Source organism: Domibacillus indicus, assembly GCF_000970685.1.
Classification (GTDB): Bacteria; Bacillota; Bacilli; order Bacillales; family Domibacillaceae; genus Domibacillus; species Domibacillus indicus.
In genome coordinates this window covers 22,953-38,417 of sequence record NZ_LAJB01000014.1, presented here as the reverse complement: position 1 = coordinate 38,417, position 15,465 = coordinate 22,953, and the positions used below count along the sequence as shown (strand labels likewise).

Here is a 15,465-nt window from a genome sequence, read left to right as displayed (position 1 = left end):
AGTAGAAGAAAAGGCCGGCTCATAAATGAGACAGCCTTTTTACAAATTACTTCCAGATTGCTTCTCCCCACTTTAGCTCATTGCGCAGCTGGGATGTTTTTGTGTCATTGTCAATAATGATACATTCAATGCCAGCCATTTCCGCAAAGTCATACAGCTGCTCAGCGCTCACCGCAAAAGAAAGAACTGTATGATGGGCGCCGCCCGCATAAATCCAGGATTCCGTTGCTGTTTTTAAAGATGGCTGCGGCTTCCAGAGCACTTTTGCGACTGGAAGGTTTGGTGTTTGCTGCGGTGACTCAACTGCATCCACCACATTGACGATTAAGCGGTAGCGTCCGCCCATTTCTACAAGCGACGCATTAACTGCCTGTCCACTTAATCCGTCAAACACAAGGCGTGCCGGATCTTCTTTTCCGCCAATTGAGAGCGGATTAACAACAATCCGAGGCTTCGTGGCCGCAACAGTCGGGCACACTTCAAGCATGTGCGAGCCAAGAATCATTTCATTTCCTTCTTCTAAATGATACGTATAGTCTTCCATAAAGGATGTCTGCTCGTTGCCGGCTGCAATTTTCATCATGCGGAGAAGCGCAGCTGTCCGCCAGTCACCTTCTCCCGCAAAGCCGTAGCCGTCTGCCATCAGCCGCTGAACTGCAAGACCTGGCAGCTGCTTCATGCCATGAAGGTCTTCGAAATTCGTTGTGAACGCTGTATAATTGCCTTTTTCTAAAAATGACCGCAGTCCAATTTCAATACGCGCCTGTTCCTTGATGGCTGCACAGGTTTCATCACTTTCTTCAAAATCATAGAGCTGCTTGTATTCTTCGTAAACATCATCAATTTGCGCGTTTGTAATCGCGCTCATTTCTTCGACAAGGTCTCCGATTCCGTAATAATCAACAACCCAGCCGAATTTAATTTGCGCTTCAACTTTATCACCGTCTGTCACCGCTACGTTTCTCATATTGTCACCGAAACGGGCAACGCGGATATTCGGCCCCTCCGCCACAGCTGCCGCGATTTTCATCCAGTCACTTACATCTTTCCTTACAGATTCATTCTGCCAGTGGCCGACAATTACTTTGCGGCCGATCTGCATGCGTGTGCCGATAAATCCATATTCCCGGTCCCCGTGTGCCGCTTGATTTAAGTTCATAAAGTCCATGTCAATACTGCTCCATGGAATATCACGGTTAAACTGCGTATGAAGATGAAGAAGCGGCTTTTGTAAGGTTTTTAAGCCGGCAATCCACATTTTTGCCGGTGAAAATGTATGCATCCATGTAATAACACCTGCACAATTTTCATCACTGTTTGCCTGCTGCATAAGCTGGTGAATATCACCTGAGGTTGTTAATATTTCTTTAAATACGATGGGATAAGCAAGCCCATCGCCTTCATTTAATCCGCTTACAACCTCCTCGGAGTTTTTCTGAACTTCCTTCAATGTTTCTTCTCCGTAGAGATGCTGGCTTCCCGTTACAAACCAAAATTCTTTATTGTTTATCGTTAACATCCTTCTCGCTCCCTTGCGTTATTTTCAACGTGTTTGTTCCGCCGGTTTCCCTTTAAACCAGCTGCTCGGCCTTCTTCTGAATGACTAAATGATCAATCGCTGCCTGCTCGATTGCAAGTCCCTGTTTATAGCGTTCGATAAAGACTTCAAAGCCTTCAACGTCTTTTTCATCCGGCGCCGCTTCCACACCGGCATTTCCGGCGAATACTTTTTGATCAAGATATTCTTCCAGTGATTCATTTCCTTCTTTGTTAGCGGTAAAGGCTGCAAGCAGGGCAATTCCCCATGCACCGCCTTCACCGGCAGTTTCCATAACGGACACAGGCGCATTCATAGCTGCGGCCATGATCTTCTGCCCGGCCCCTTTCGTCTTAAACAGGCCTCCATGCCCCAGTATTCTATCAATCTGAATATTTTCTTCGTTTAATAGAATATCCATTCCAATCTTCAAAGTTCCAAGTGCCGAAAATAAATGTACACGCATAAAGTTTGCCAGATTGAAATTGCTTTCCGGTGAACGCACGAATAATGGCCGGCCTTCTTTTATTCCTGTGATATTCTCACCGGAATAATAGCCGTAAGACAACAGCCCGCCGCAGTCCCGGTCTCCTTCAAGAGCTTTATTGAATAAAGCTTCAAACATTTTGTCTGTATTTACTTCAAAACCAAGAACTTCTGAAAATTCACGGAAAAGCTTGACCCAGGCATTAATATCTGAAGAGCAGTTGTTCGCATGAACCATACCAACGAGGCTTCCAGAAGGCGTGGTAACCAGGTCGATTTCCGGATAAACCCTGCTCAACTCTTTTTCCAGCACGATCATCGCAAACACCGAAGTTCCCGCTGACACATTTCCAGTACGCCGGGCAACACTGTTCGTTGCGACCATGCCTGTTCCCGCGTCGCCTTCTGGAGGACAAAGCGGAATACCAGCTTGAAGGTTCCCGCTTACATCTAATAGCTTTGCACCTTCTTCTGATAATCGGCCGGCCTCATCGCCAGCCGGCAAAGCCTGGGGCAGAATCTCTTCCAATTTCCACGGGTAATTCTTTTCACGGATCAAATCATCAAAAGTTTGAATCAGCTTTGTATCGTAATTTTTTGTTTCCAAATCGATCGGAAACATACCGGAAGCATCTCCAAGCCCTAACACTTTTCTGCCCGTCAGCTTCCAGTGGATATAGCCAGCCAGCGTTGTGAAGAAATCAATGCTTTCCACATGTTTTTCTTCATTTATAATCGCTTGATATAAATGGGCGATGCTCCACCTTTGCGGAATATTATAATTGAAAAGCGCAGTTAATTCTTTTTCTGCTCGTTCCGTGATCGAGTTTCTCCAGGTACGAAACGGCACCAGTAATTCTCCCTCTTGATTAAATGCCATATAGCCGTGCATCATTGCACTGAAGCCAATAGCGCCTACTCTCTGAAGGGTTACGTCATACTTTTCTTTTACTTCAGCAGCCATCTCCTGGTAGCTTGTTTGAAGACCCTTCCAAATATCATCAAGAGAATAGGTCCATATGCCATTCTCCAGGCGATTCTCCCACTCATAGCTTCCCGAAGCTATTGGCGAATGGTTGGAATCAATCAGAACTGCCTTGATGCGGGTAGAACCAAACTCAATACCTAAAGCCGTTCGACTGCTGGTAATATCAGCTTTTATTGAATTCAGCTTGTTAGTCATTCAGCCACTTCCTTTTGATCGATAATGTATAATCCCTTATTAAAATTCGACAGTGCTGAAGGGCGTGTAAGATAAAGTATTGACCTTAACCCTGAAGCCCCTTGTCAGCGACGTTATAATCGTTTTATCCTTTTTGCCCGTAATAAGCGTTTGCTCCATGCTTTCGCAAGTAATGTTTATCCAGCAGGAACTGGTCAATCGGCTGAATAGCAGGATTGAGCTGAAATGTATGTAAGCCCATTTTAGCGACTTCTTCCAGGACAACGGCATTATGAACCGCTTCCTTCGGATCCTTCCCCCAGTTAAATGGTGCATGCCCATAAACCAGCACTCCCGGCATCGCCTGAGGATCAGTGTGGGCAAACGTTTCGACGATGACGTTCCCCGTCTCCGCTTCATAGCCTCTTTCAATTTCGTCCTGCGTCAATGGGCGTGTACATGGCACTTCTCCGTAGTAATAGTCGGCGTGTGTTGTACCAAGAGCCGGAATTGGACGCCCAGCCTGTGCCCAGCTTGTCGCCCACGGTGAATGCGTATGAACAACTCCGCCAATCCCCGGAAAATTTTTATATAAAATTAAATGAGTCGCCGTATCAGAAGATGGTTTTAAACGTCCCTCCACGATATTTCCTTCCAGGTCAACCACAACCATATCGTCCGCTGTCAGCTTGTCATATGCCACCCCGCTTGGTTTAATGACTACCAGCTTTTCATTTTCATCGAAACCGCTTACATTACCCCAAGTAAAAGTAACAAGCCCGTGTTTAGGAAGAGCGAGGTTTGCTTCAAGAACTTCCTGCTTTAATTGCTCCAGCATAAAAAGCCTCCTTATCTAACTTGTACGTATATCTATTTTCTTAAATAAATAATAGTACAATATGTACGCATAATCAATACATTTTATGATATTTTTTCAATAACTTAAAAAAAGCTCATAAACAGGTTATTGTTTATGAGCTTCTTCTATTGCTTTTACAGATGATCTTATGTGAAGATCCGGTTTAAAAATAATGGGCTCCTGCATGGATTCTTTTTTCGCTGCTGCGCCTTTGCGCCCCTCAATAAGTTCTATCACCAGCCTTGCCGCTTCACGGCCAAGATCACTTTTCGGATGTTTAACAGTTGTCAGCTTTACTTCAGATATATCTGCTAAAAATGAATCATCATAGCCCACTATTGCTATATCTTCCGGGACCCGGAGATTTTTTTCACGCAAAATATTCAGCAGGCTCAGCGCCAGCTGGTCGTTGTAACAGACAAGCGAGTCAGGCACAGCTTTTTCCGGAAGCGCCAGCAGCTGCTGCAATTCGTGAGCCGGCTTGCTTTCTTTTTCTTCTGTGTAATACGTGATAATATTTTGGGGCTCAATCGGAATCCGATACTTTCGGTGGGCTTTCAAAAAACCTTTCATGCGCTTGACACCCTGAATGTCATCTGTCTTAAAAAAGCCGGCAATATTGCGGCAGCCCTGTTTGATTAAAAATTCCGTCTGCAAAAAGCCGCCTTTTTCGTCATCGATGGCCACATACAGAGGTTCCAGCTCATCATAATAAGCATTAATCATAACGTACGGGACGTTTTGCCGCTCCAGGTTTAAATAATAGTTAATATTCGGGTTGCTGAAGGCGCTCTTTGTCGGCTCCACAATAACACCTTCGAAAGAACCGGCCAATATTTTCTCCAGGATTTCTTTTTCGGTTTCGTGATTATTGTTTGTGCTGAACAGCGTAACATGGTAGCCGTGTTCACTAAGTATTGATTCCGCCCCCCGAATAATAGACGGAAAAATATAATCTGAAATATAGGTTGTAATTAACGCAATGTTTTTTTGCCCGCCTGGACCAGCCACAGCTCCATTCGCCTGGCGGTCAGCACAAAATGTGCCGGCACCCTGCTCACGGTACAGCCAGCCTTTGCTGACCAAATCACCCAGTGCAAGCCGGACTGTATGGCGGCTTACACCGAATTCTTTCATCAGTTCACTTTCCGAGCTTATTTTTTGATGCGGCAAGAAAGTGCCGTCTAAAATACGCGACTGAATCGCCTTTTTAACCATGCTGTGTTTTGTTTCCAATGGATCACCCCAGTTTATTCTGCTTCTCTCCATGCTGACTTATACGTATATATTAGCATACTTGCGCATCGGAAACAGATTATTTTATACGTTTTCCTGGAAGAAGCAGCTATTTTGTGATCCGTTTACTGATGGGTGAATTCCAGCAGCTTGCATGAATGAGGGGATAATTTGCAGCAAATTTCACCATCCTGCAGCTTTATTTGTTCATCTTTCCATATATCTGTTACTGCCAGTGAATGATTTTCCGCACTCAAATCCAGCTCACTTAAGTGCACACCGACATTTTGCATTTCTTCCCCGATATTAAACAGAGCCACATACACTTTATGGTTCCCTTCCGCTTTCCATATCACCTGTCCGGCATCCGTTCTTATTACCTGGCGTGCACTATGGCTGCTTTTATGCATTTCAAGCACCTTTTTGTTTGTTATTAATGATAGTGTCCAGTCATCGTTGTCACGCAGTTCACCGCCAAACATTAAAGGAGAGCGGGAAATGGCCCATAATGTCATCATCGTTCTTTGCTCTTCTTTTGTAAATCTTGTGAACCGGTCGTTTGCCCCTCCATCAACGGACCGGATGCCGATATGCCCCAGCGGCAGCATATCAGCATCCGGCCAAAAGCCCGGCCCGCTGTTTTTGCTCCATTTGTAGCACCGCTCAAACATGGCGTGTAAATGATCCCAGATGTCCCAAAAATCATCTGTCATCCGCCACATGTTTGCATGTTCTTCCAGGAAACTCGCGTGTTCCAAAGAAGCCGGCCCCGGAGAAAGACTCAATACCATTGGACGCCCGCATTGATCAATCGCTTTCCGAATCATCTTTATTTCATCTAGATGGGCGCCATATAACCTGGAGTCTGCAATATCGTCTACTTTTACAAAGTCCACTTCCCATTCCGCATAAAGCCGGAATATAGAGTTATAGTATTCCTGCGCTCCTTCTTTTGTAATATCGACGCCGTACATATCTGTATTCCACGGACAGATCGAGTTTGGCTTGGCAATATCCCGCGCCCGCACATTCGTCCCCAGCAGGGCTGTGTTTTGGTGAACTGCCTGCCGGGGAATTCCCCGCATAATATGAATGCCAAACTTCAATCCTAACTGATGGATGTAAGCAGCCAGAGGCTTAAACCCCTTTCCGCCTTTTGCAGAAGGAAACCGGTTTTCGGCCGGAATGAGCCTCGAATATTCATCCATTTCCAATGGCACAAACGGGCGGTAAGCAGACGAAACAGCTCCTGGCTCCGACCACTGAATATCTACGACTACATACTCCCAGCCATATTCTTTTAAATACTCGGCCATATAATCCGCGTTTCCTTTTACTTCATCCTCTGTTACTGTCGCTCCGTAACAATCCCAGCTGTTCCATCCCATTGGTGGTGTCAATGCATATTGATGATGCTTCATTTGCTTCGCCAGCCTTTCGTTAAGTAAACATGTACGAATGAATTCCAATTCCATAAAAAGTTATTTAAAATAATGTGAATTTATACTACCATCTCATTGTCCGGCCTGTCTATAACTGTCCATCTTGTTTTCAAGTGTTTTATAATAAGAGGGAATACTTCTATATTTGAAAGAGGGTAAAAGAAAAGGTTGTTTCAATAAGGTAAGTTTATTTTAATGTTAATTGGCGGGATACCTCTTTTAAGAGGCTGATAGCTGAATGAATTGTCTGCGAGGGCAGTTCTTCTGATCAGAGCCTTTCCTAAAAGCCAGCAGAAATGGCTTTTAGGAAAGGCTTGTTACTAACGTTAAAAAACAAAAAGTTTACACTAGAAAGGTGATGTTTCAGCGGCAGTGTTTACTTTTTCCCTGCCTATTATTCAGCCTGCGGGCGATCATCTCTTACCAGCTCAGCTGCTCTCGCATTTGATTCCACCTGCTCAATATTTTTACAGCCAGGAATTACACTTGTGACAGCTGGATGCCTTAAACACCAGGCAAGTGCCCATTCAGCCATATTAACATCCGTAGGTACTTCCTCTTGCTGAATTTGTTCAACCAGCTTCAGGATTCTTTCCTGTTCTTGTTTATCTCGATTATGACGGACGTCATTTTCGCCAAATACAGCACCCGGTTTATATTTGCCGCTTAAAAATCCGCTTGCCAGCGGCACGCGGGCCAATACTCCAAGGTTTTGTTTTTCACAGGAAGGCAAGACTTCTTCTTCCGGCACACGGTCAAGGCGGTTGTAAACAACCTGAATCACTTCTGCGTTCACATCGCCCGCCCTGCTTGTCTGATGAATGTTTGCGTTGCTGCCAATCGAAATGCCAAGGTTGGCGTACCTTGCCCGCTTTTACCTGCTTGTCAAGCTCCGTCCAAAGATCATCATTGTCAAAGGCTTCGTCGCTTCCGGAATGGAATTGATATAGATCTATATAATCTGTTTGAAGCGCCTTTAAAGACGCATCCAGCTGCTTTACGACCGCTTCGGCCGACCAGTGGCTGCTTCTCTCAAAATTCCCATGAAATTGATGGCCAAATTTTGTAGCAACAATCCATTCCTCACGCTCTTTCTGGATCGCTTGTCCAATTAGTGACTCAGACAAGTGGTCACCATAGCATTCAGCAGTATCAATAAAGTTAATGCCCAGCTCTTTTGCTTTGTATAAGATGGCATCGACTTCTTTTTGCTCAAAGTCTTTTCCCCATTCTCCTCCATATTGCCATGTGCCGATTCCCACTACAGATACATTCAAGCCTGTTTTACCAAGTATACGGTATTTCATCCTACCCCTCCTGTTCTCTGTAAACGGATACAATTAGTTTAATACACTCGAATCTCTCCAGCAATTTTTGAGATTTTAAAAATGAAAAGCCCTGTTTGAAACAGGGCTCCGAACTGTGTGCAAACATCTGCTTCCAGGCCGTTTACCAGCTGTAAATGCACGGTCTGTAAAAAACCCGTTTGTTCTTTTTCAACAACAAGTATGCTCCTTTCTCTTTTTTTAAATTCTGGCCGCTTCTTTTTCAGATTTATATTCTGGCAGCATATCTCCATGCGCCTCAATTAATTCATCACAAAGGCTGATAATATCATCCATCGACAATTCAGCTGCAGTATGCGGATCCAGCATGGCCGCCTGGTAAATTTTTTCTCTCGACCGGGTCATTGCCGCTTCAATCGTTAGTAGCTGAGTGTTAATATTCGAGCGGTTTAAGGCCGCCAGCTGCTCAGGAAGCTCGCCCATGTACGCCGGAGTAATCCCATTTCGGTTCGCGATGCACGGCACTTCAACAACGGCTTTCTCCGGCAGGTTGGAAATAAGGCCGCCGGTATTCAGCACATTTCCTCCGAATACAAACGGTTGATTCGTTTCCATCGCTTCAATAATGCGAGATCCATATTCATGAGAGCGTGCATGTGTTATGTTCTGGTCATTCATGAGTTCTTCTTTCGTTTTCAGCCAGTTATTGATTTGCTCCTCGCAGCGGCGCGGATACTCATCGAGCGGAATATTAAAGCGTTCAATCAGTTCCGGATATTTCTCTTTAATAAAGAATGGATGGTACTCTGCATTATGCTCAGAGGATTCTGTCACATAAAAGCCGAATTTATCCATCAGCTCATAACGGACCATATCATGATGCTCCGTTTTCTGCTTTTCTTTCGCTTTTCTTTTAATTTCGGGATATAAGTCTTTCCCATCAGATTTGATCTCAAGCAGCCAGGCCATATGGTTAATACCGGCAATCCGCTCTTCAATATTTTCATATGGAATTTCAAGATCTCTCAGAAGATCCTTTGTACATACCTGCACGCTATGACACAAGCCAACCATTTTCACATTTGTATAACGGGAAACTGCTCCAGTTAATGAAGCCATTGGATTGGTGTAATTAAGAAGCCAGGCGTCCGGGCAGACCTCCTCCATATCCTTTGCAATGTCGAGCATCACCGGGATCGTGCGCAGCGCCCGGAATAATCCGCCGATTCCAACTGTATCGGCAATGGTCTGGCGGAGTCCATACTTTTTCGGAATCTCAAAATCAATGACAGTACTTGGTTTATAGCCGCCGACTTGAATGGCGTTAATTACATATTCTGCGTCCGTTAATGCTTCTCTCCGGTCCGTATATGTCTTAATAGTGACACAAGCATTCAAGGTGTTTTTTAATGCTTTTAACAGTACTTCTGATTCAGACAAGCGGCCGGCATCAATATCAAAAAGAGCAAACTCAAAGCCTTGAAGAGCGGGAGACAGCATGCAGTCTCCTAACACATTTTTTGTAAAAATCGTGCTCCCCGCACCGATAAACGTAATTTTTTTCATTTCCTGGCCTCCATTCGAATTTTGTATTGAATTTTTAGTAAAAGTTAATTAATGTAGCTTTAATAAACTGATAATATAACGCTTTCAAAAATACAACAATGGTAAATAAACGCGGAAAAGAGGGTAAAATATTGTTTTCTTTGCCAGATGATTCATATCATAGTTTTGCTTATCATCATTCTAAAGAACCGCTCACTGAAGCCGCCCGGATTGTTTCGATCGGCTTTGAAAAACGGACATCAACGAGTTACTGCTGGGATGGCCGAATGCGAAAAAACGATTTGAATACGTATATCTTCCAGTACACACTGAACGGCTATGGAGAAATTCAAGCAGACGAACAAACATTACCTGTACGTCCTGGTGAAGCTTTTATAGCAAAAGTGCCAAGTAACCACCGCTATTACCTGCCGAAGGAAAGTACGGAGTGGGAATTTCTGTTCATTACACTGGAGGGAACAAAAGCAGAGGAGTGCTGGGATTATTTAATTAAGCAATTTGGTTTCAGAATCGCTTTGGAGAATGCGGGGCCGTTAATTTTTCTTTTGCAGAAAATTTATCAATTTGCAGTTAAAGAAGGGATTGAGGATACCTTCACTTCCTCCGCTTATGCATATGAATTTATAATGGGCCTTTACCGGTTTTCAAAGGGGATCGATTATGTTAAAACCGATATGCCGGATGATATCCGCATGTCCATCCAGTTTATGACAGCGCACTATCATGAGCCTCTGTCACTGGACGAGATTGCGGGTCATGCTGGATTGTCCAAACATTATTTTACAAATAAATTCCAAAAATATATGAAAACAACGCCCATTCAATTTTTAGCAAAAATACGAATGCAAAAAGCGATGGAACTTCTCTCTACAACAAATAAAACCATCCATGAAATTGCGGTTGAAACAGGGTATGACAATGCGAATTACTTCAGCAAGGTATTTAAAAAAATGATCGGGATGTCCGCTGACAGCTTTCGGAAAGATAAGAAAATGAACGACTTTCAGCATATTATTATTAATTAAAAAAGCTGCCTCGCACAACGCGAAGCAGCTTTTTTTATTTTCGCTTAAATGGCCACCAGACGCCTTGATTAAACGAAACTGTTATTGCCGGGATAAGCAATGGCAATACAATCAAGCCATATAACAGGAGGCCTGTGATAACAATTGTTGCGATTTGCACGAGGCTGAGGACACCGGAGGGCATCATCGCGCCAAATGTGCCGGCCAGAATAATAGCCGCCGTAATAATGACGGTGCCCATTTTTGCCATAGATATTGTCATTGCCTGCTGAACACTCACTCCGTCACTTGCTTCTTCCCGGAAACGGTCAAGCAGGAAAATGGAATAATCAATGCCAAGCGCAACAAGCATAACAAAACCAAAGAACGGAACCGCCCAGCTTACGCCGTCATACCCAAGCCCATTCACGAAAATTAATTCCGCTGCAGCGACCGATGTATAGTATGTCAAGAGTAATGAACCAATCATGTAAAGCGGCATGACCAGGGAACGGAACAACAGCGCGAGCACCACGAATAAGCTGGTAAGCATAATGACTACAGTTCGCGTAAAGTCATCAGACGATATTGTTTTCAAATCACTGTTTACACTTGAAATGCCGCTATACGAAAGGTCTGATTGCTCAAACGGCGTACCTGTCACTGCTTTTTCTGCCGTCTCCTTTACTTCTTCTACAATGTTAATAGCTTCTGGAGAATACGGGTCTTCTGTTAAGACAACTTCCAGCTTGATTCCTTTTTGCCCGTCGATTGTGTAGCGCTCCAGCAGATCGGCAAAGTCTTCTTTTTCAAGTGTGCCATCTGGAATATACATCCCTGTATCTCTGACACTTTTCGACTCGCTCATTGCGCGTGTTGTTTGTGCCGCGCTTGTTAATCCGCCGGCAATCTCACCAAGACCCTCGCTCGCTTCGCCAATACCGCCGGCCAGCTGCTCCAGTCCTCCGCCAAGCTCTCCAACCTGTCCGGCTGTTCCTTCAAGCTCTTCAGCCGCCGTATTGACTCCCTGGCCGATTTGGGTAAGCTGCTGCTGAACAGCACTGATCTGAGCAGCTGCCTGTTCAGTGCTGCCAGACTGCTGAATGCCGCCTGCGATAAGGCCAAGCTGTTCATTGGTCTGCCCGATTCCATCAGCTGCCTGCTGCAGCCCCTGTGCACCTGACGACGCTTCACTCCCCGATGGAAGCTGCCCTCCTGCCTGCGTCAGTCCATTTTGGATATCTGCCAATCCATCCTGCACTTCAATCAGGCCATCGCGCGCTTCTACAAGACCATCTGCCAGCAGGCCAAGCTGTTTATCAACGTAAAGATCATCAATTGCTTCTCCTGTCGGGCGTGTAAGTGTCCGAACTGTTTCTACTCCCTCTATTTTTAAAAGCTCCTGGCTGACCGATTCTACGTACGGCACCGTTTCTTCCGTTACAAGATCACTTTCTCCACTGATAATAACGTTGACAGGCAATGAATCTCCTTTTCCGAACCCTTCCGAAATTGCGTCAAGCCCTTTTACAGATTCATAGCTGCTGCCAATCTCATCTACTGTATTAAATGATAGTTTCCCCTCATAGGTAAATAAAAGCGGAACCGTTATTAAAGCGACAGCAAGCATGGAAAGAAGCGGACGCTTCACCGATAAACGGCTGAACCAGGCCCACAGCCTGCTGTCATTGTGAGAAGCTGACTTTTTAGACGGCCAGAACAGCTTTTCTTTTAATACCGCCATAAAAAAAGGAACGAGTGTAAACAGCACGATCAGTAAAACGGCAATTCCTACCGCCACACCCACTGCTGATTTGAAAATCGGAAAATCAGCAAAGCCAATAGCGGAAAAACCGATAAAGACTGCAATACCACTGATCAGCAGGGTACGCCCGGCTGTTTTATAAGTATTGACAATGGAATCCTCCACAGAATGCCCGACCTGTAACTCCTCTTTATACCGGCTGAGCAGCAATATACAGTAATCCGTCCCAATTCCAAACAGTACAGCTACAAGAAAGATCTGAGTGTAATTGGAAACTGGAAAATCGAACCAGTCAATAAAAAAAGCTACGAGCGACTGGCTGAGCAGGTACGTAAACCCAACTGCCGCAAGAGGAATAAGCGGCGTTATAATAGAACGGAAGACTGCCAGGAGCAGCACGAAAATCAATGCAACTGTAATAAGCTCCGTTCTTTTCAAGCCTTCCTGCGAACTGACATTTACGTCGTTATTAATAATAGCTTCCCCTGTAACATAAACCGTCAAATCATTATCCGCCAGTATGTCTGAACGAATATCATCCGCAAGCTTATTGATTTCTTCCTGTGTGCCCTCCACCGTTACGGGAACCAGCACGGTTTTTTCATCTTCGGACACAAGCTGGCTTTTCATCTCTTCGCTTTCAAATGGATTTAGTACACCCGTTACCGGCTCACCGATCTTTTGCAAGTCTGCTATGCTGTCAGCGATAGACTGGCGGGCATTGTCATCAAGCGGCTTATCCAATGAATAAACAAGCGAGATGGTTTCTTCGCTTGCCCCTGCTTTTTCTAGAATATCGGCTGCCCGCTGAGAATCTGTATCAGCCGGGAGCTGGAACGAGCCGGCTTCTTCCGCCTGCTCTGATAAATTAGGGGCCAGCACAAACAGGGCAGCTGTTAAAATAATCAGGCCGATGAAAATAGGCCAGCGCCATTGAATAATTTTTCTCATTGATTTTCCTCACCTAATTTCAAAATTTCTTTTAACTTGCGAAATGTCTTTACAAACTGCTCTACTTCTTTTTCATCAACATGATCCGAGAGGAGCGCGGTAATAAAGTCTGACAAAATTGCTTTTGCTTTTTCAACGAATGCAATACCTTCATTCGTAAGCTTTATCCATTTCGTCCGCTGGTCGCCTTCTGATTTCACGATTTGGATAAGTCCTTTTTCCTCCAGCTTTTTCAGCCGATTCGAGATAGCACTTTTATGGACACCCTGCATGACCGCCAGGCTGCCTGCCGTAATGGAACCGTGCTTGCCGATAATTTTCATCATTTGAATTTGTTCCGGGGAAAACTCATGGATAATCGGATCATCGATCGATTTGAGTACTCTCTCCGTTCCATAAACCATTACTTCTTCAAATAACTCAACTGCTTCCTGCAGCTGTTTTTCCACAATCGTTCACCCCCTAAACTTCATATTTTAGTTTAGGGGGTGAACGATAAACTGTCAATGAATAAGGTATAATTTTTTCAAAGGGGGGATTTGGATGAGTTTAAAACAACTGATTGCTTCGTTTTCAAAGAACGGCGGCCAGACTTTTATCATCGCTATTGATGGCTGCGGCGGTGCCGGAAAAAGCACACTGGCCGGCGCACTGCAAAAAGAACTGGGCAATACTGCAGTTATTGTTCACGCGGATGATTTTTATCAAGTTTCAAGCAAGCGCAATAGCAGCATTGGAGGCAGCTGGGATCTGAATCGGCTTGAAAATCAATTATTGAAGCCGCTCAGACAAAATATGCCGGCTCGTTATGAACGATACGACTGGGAAACCGACCAGCTTGCTGAAATACATGCTGTTCCGCCAGGCGGCTTTGTTATTGTAGAAGGCTGCTATACAATGCTGGAACGATTTCTGCCTTATTATAATTTTAAAATCTGGGTGGACAGTCCAAGAGAAATAAGGCTTCAGCGTGGAATTGAACGAGATGGCGAAGGATTGCGTTCGATGTGGGAAGATGTCTGGATGCCCGGAGAGCAGGTCTATATTCAAGAACAGTATCCTGCCGGTGCCGCTGATATAATCATAAGCGGAACAAGCGGGGAATATGTGAAGAACCTTTTAGAAAATTGACGGTACATTTATTTTAAACATTTTGAAACTTTTTGTATTAGTGCACGTATTTCAACGTGACATTAAAGGAGGATAAAAAGATGAATAACCATGAGATTGATTACCAATTGTTCGGGGATGACATGCAGTTTGTGCAAGTAGAGCTTGATCCGAAGGAAACAGTCATTGCAGAAGCCGGCAGCTTAATGATGATGGATGACGGTATTAAAATGGAAACGGTTTTCGGCGACGGATCTTCAAACCGCGGCGGCGGTTTAATGGGCAAGCTGCTTGGAGCAGGGAAACGTGTTTTAACTGGCGAAAGCTTATTTATGACCACATTTACGAATGAAGGAAGCGGAAAAAAACACGTTTCATTCGCTTCTCCCTATCCAGGAAAAATTGTTCCAATGGATTTGAGTGAGCATGAAGGCAAAATCATCTGCCAAAAAGACGCATTTCTGGCAGCTGCTAAAGGTGTATCTGTCGGTATTGAATTACAGCGCAAGCTCGGCACCGGCTTTTTTGGCGGCGAAGGTTTTATTATGCAGAAGCTTGAAGGCGATGGCATGGCCTTTATTCATGCCGGCGGAACCATTCATGAAAAGAAACTGGCTCCAGGTGAAGTGATCCGTCTGGATACTGGCTGCCTTGTCGCAATGACGAAAGATGTTGATTACAATATTGAAGCAGTGGGCGGCGTTAAAACTGCTCTGTTTGGCGGTGAAGGCCTGTTTTTGGCAACGCTTCGCGGACCGGGAACCGTCTGGGTGCAGTCGCTTCCATTCAGCCGCCTGGCGAGCCGTGTGTTTGCTGCTATGCCACAAAATGGCGGTTCAAAAGGGGAAGGCGGCCTTGGAGGCATTTTTGACTTTATTGGCGGCGACGGAGACTGATCGATACGTAAAAAAAGCGGCTGGCTCTCCAGAGTATATACTTTGCAGAGGAGGCCGGCTTTTTTTGTTTAATCGTCTTCTCAATGTTTTTCGGAAAGGCTTGGAGGGAATTTGAAAAATGTGTCAAAAAGAAAACGCATACTGTCACATTTTTTTAAAAATCTA

At 44.7% G+C, this 15,465-nt stretch carries 11 protein-coding genes and 1 pseudogene; 3 read left to right on the top strand and 9 right to left on the bottom strand.

Features of this window, described 5'->3' with window-relative positions; translation table 11 throughout:
• Window positions 1-46: 46 nt before the first annotated feature.
• The 7 genes and pseudogenes from araA to melA all read right to left on the bottom strand — a co-directional run bounded on the left by araA (window position 47) and on the right by melA (window position 9,574).
• A complete protein-coding gene (gene araA / locus VP98_RS14355; protein WP_046176097.1) occupies window positions 47-1,519 on the bottom strand; it encodes an L-arabinose isomerase in 1,473 nt (490 codons plus the stop codon).
• Window positions 1,520-1,571: 52 nt separating this feature from the next.
• The gene (locus tag VP98_RS14350; RefSeq protein WP_046176096.1) at window positions 1,572-3,206 is read right to left on the bottom strand and encodes a xylulokinase; all 1,635 of its coding nucleotides are present in this window, start codon (window positions 3,204-3,206) and stop codon (window positions 1,572-1,574) included.
• 124 nt (window positions 3,207-3,330) lie between these two features.
• A complete protein-coding gene (gene araD / locus VP98_RS14345) occupies window positions 3,331-4,023 on the bottom strand; it encodes an L-ribulose-5-phosphate 4-epimerase (protein ID WP_046176095.1) in 693 nt (230 codons plus the stop codon).
• A 126-nt stretch (window positions 4,024-4,149) separates the two neighbouring features.
• Window positions 4,150-5,280, bottom strand: coding sequence for a GntR family transcriptional regulator (locus VP98_RS14340; RefSeq protein WP_046176094.1), 1,131 nt, complete (start codon window positions 5,278-5,280; stop codon window positions 4,150-4,152).
• 125 nt (window positions 5,281-5,405) lie between these two features.
• Window positions 5,406-6,701, bottom strand: a complete 1,296-nt coding sequence (locus VP98_RS14335) for a glycoside hydrolase family 27 protein (protein ID WP_046176093.1) — start codon at window positions 6,699-6,701, stop codon at window positions 5,406-5,408.
• A 415-nt stretch (window positions 6,702-7,116) separates the two neighbouring features.
• Window positions 7,117-8,029, bottom strand: a pseudogene (locus VP98_RS14330) (aldo/keto reductase).
• Window positions 8,030-8,248: 219 nt separating this feature from the next.
• Entirely contained in the window at window positions 8,249-9,574 is a 1,326-nt protein-coding gene (melA, locus tag VP98_RS14320; RefSeq protein WP_046176091.1) for an alpha-glucosidase/alpha-galactosidase, read from the bottom strand.
• Window positions 9,575-9,705: 131 nt separating this feature from the next.
• Between melA and VP98_RS14315 the strand changes: the two genes are divergently transcribed.
• A complete protein-coding gene (locus VP98_RS14315; RefSeq protein WP_052712254.1) occupies window positions 9,706-10,599 on the top strand; it encodes an AraC family transcriptional regulator in 894 nt (297 codons plus the stop codon).
• 34 nt (window positions 10,600-10,633) lie between these two features.
• Here VP98_RS14315 and VP98_RS14310 read toward each other — a convergent pair whose 3' ends face one another.
• Together VP98_RS14310 and VP98_RS14305 are read right to left on the bottom strand one after the other, a co-directional pair.
• A complete protein-coding gene (locus VP98_RS14310) occupies window positions 10,634-13,294 on the bottom strand; it encodes an MMPL family transporter (protein ID WP_046176089.1) in 2,661 nt (886 codons plus the stop codon).
• Window positions 13,291-13,743, bottom strand: a complete 453-nt coding sequence (locus VP98_RS14305) for a MarR family winged helix-turn-helix transcriptional regulator (RefSeq protein WP_046176088.1) — start codon at window positions 13,741-13,743, stop codon at window positions 13,291-13,293. The genes VP98_RS14310 and VP98_RS14305 overlap by 4 nt, the downstream gene beginning before the upstream one ends.
• Window positions 13,744-13,837: 94 nt before the next feature.
• On the opposite strand from VP98_RS14305, the gene VP98_RS14300 reads away from it, so the two are divergent.
• Window positions 13,838-14,425 (top strand): uridine kinase family protein, encoded by a 588-nt coding sequence (locus tag VP98_RS14300; RefSeq protein WP_046176087.1) that lies wholly within the window; start codon window positions 13,838-13,840, stop codon window positions 14,423-14,425.
• Window positions 14,426-14,505: 80 nt separating this feature from the next.
• Window positions 14,506-15,300 (top strand): TIGR00266 family protein, encoded by a 795-nt coding sequence (locus VP98_RS14295; protein ID WP_046176086.1) that lies wholly within the window; start codon window positions 14,506-14,508, stop codon window positions 15,298-15,300.
• The last annotated feature ends 165 nt before the right edge of the window (window positions 15,301-15,465 follow it).

Excerpts from the sequence above, each read along its gene's own strand:
- araA (WP_046176097.1), bottom strand. The coding sequence starts at position 1,519 with ATGTTAACGATAAACAATAAAGAATTTTGGTTTGTAACGGGAAGCCAG.
- VP98_RS14295 (WP_046176086.1), top strand. The coding sequence starts at position 14,506 with ATGAATAACCATGAGATTGATTACCAATTGTTCGGGGATGACATGCAG.
- VP98_RS14310 (WP_046176089.1), bottom strand. The coding sequence starts at position 13,294 with ATGAGAAAAATTATTCAATGGCGCTGGCCTATTTTCATCGGCCTGATT.
- melA (WP_046176091.1), bottom strand. The coding sequence starts at position 9,574 with ATGAAAAAAATTACGTTTATCGGTGCGGGGAGCACGATTTTTACAAAA.
- VP98_RS14335 (WP_046176093.1), bottom strand. The coding sequence starts at position 6,701 with ATGAAGCATCATCAATATGCATTGACACCACCAATGGGATGGAACAGC.
- VP98_RS14350 (WP_046176096.1), bottom strand. The coding sequence starts at position 3,206 with ATGACTAACAAGCTGAATTCAATAAAAGCTGATATTACCAGCAGTCGA.
- araD (WP_046176095.1), bottom strand. The coding sequence starts at position 4,023 with ATGCTGGAGCAATTAAAGCAGGAAGTTCTTGAAGCAAACCTCGCTCTT.
- VP98_RS14300 (WP_046176087.1), top strand. The coding sequence starts at position 13,838 with ATGAGTTTAAAACAACTGATTGCTTCGTTTTCAAAGAACGGCGGCCAG.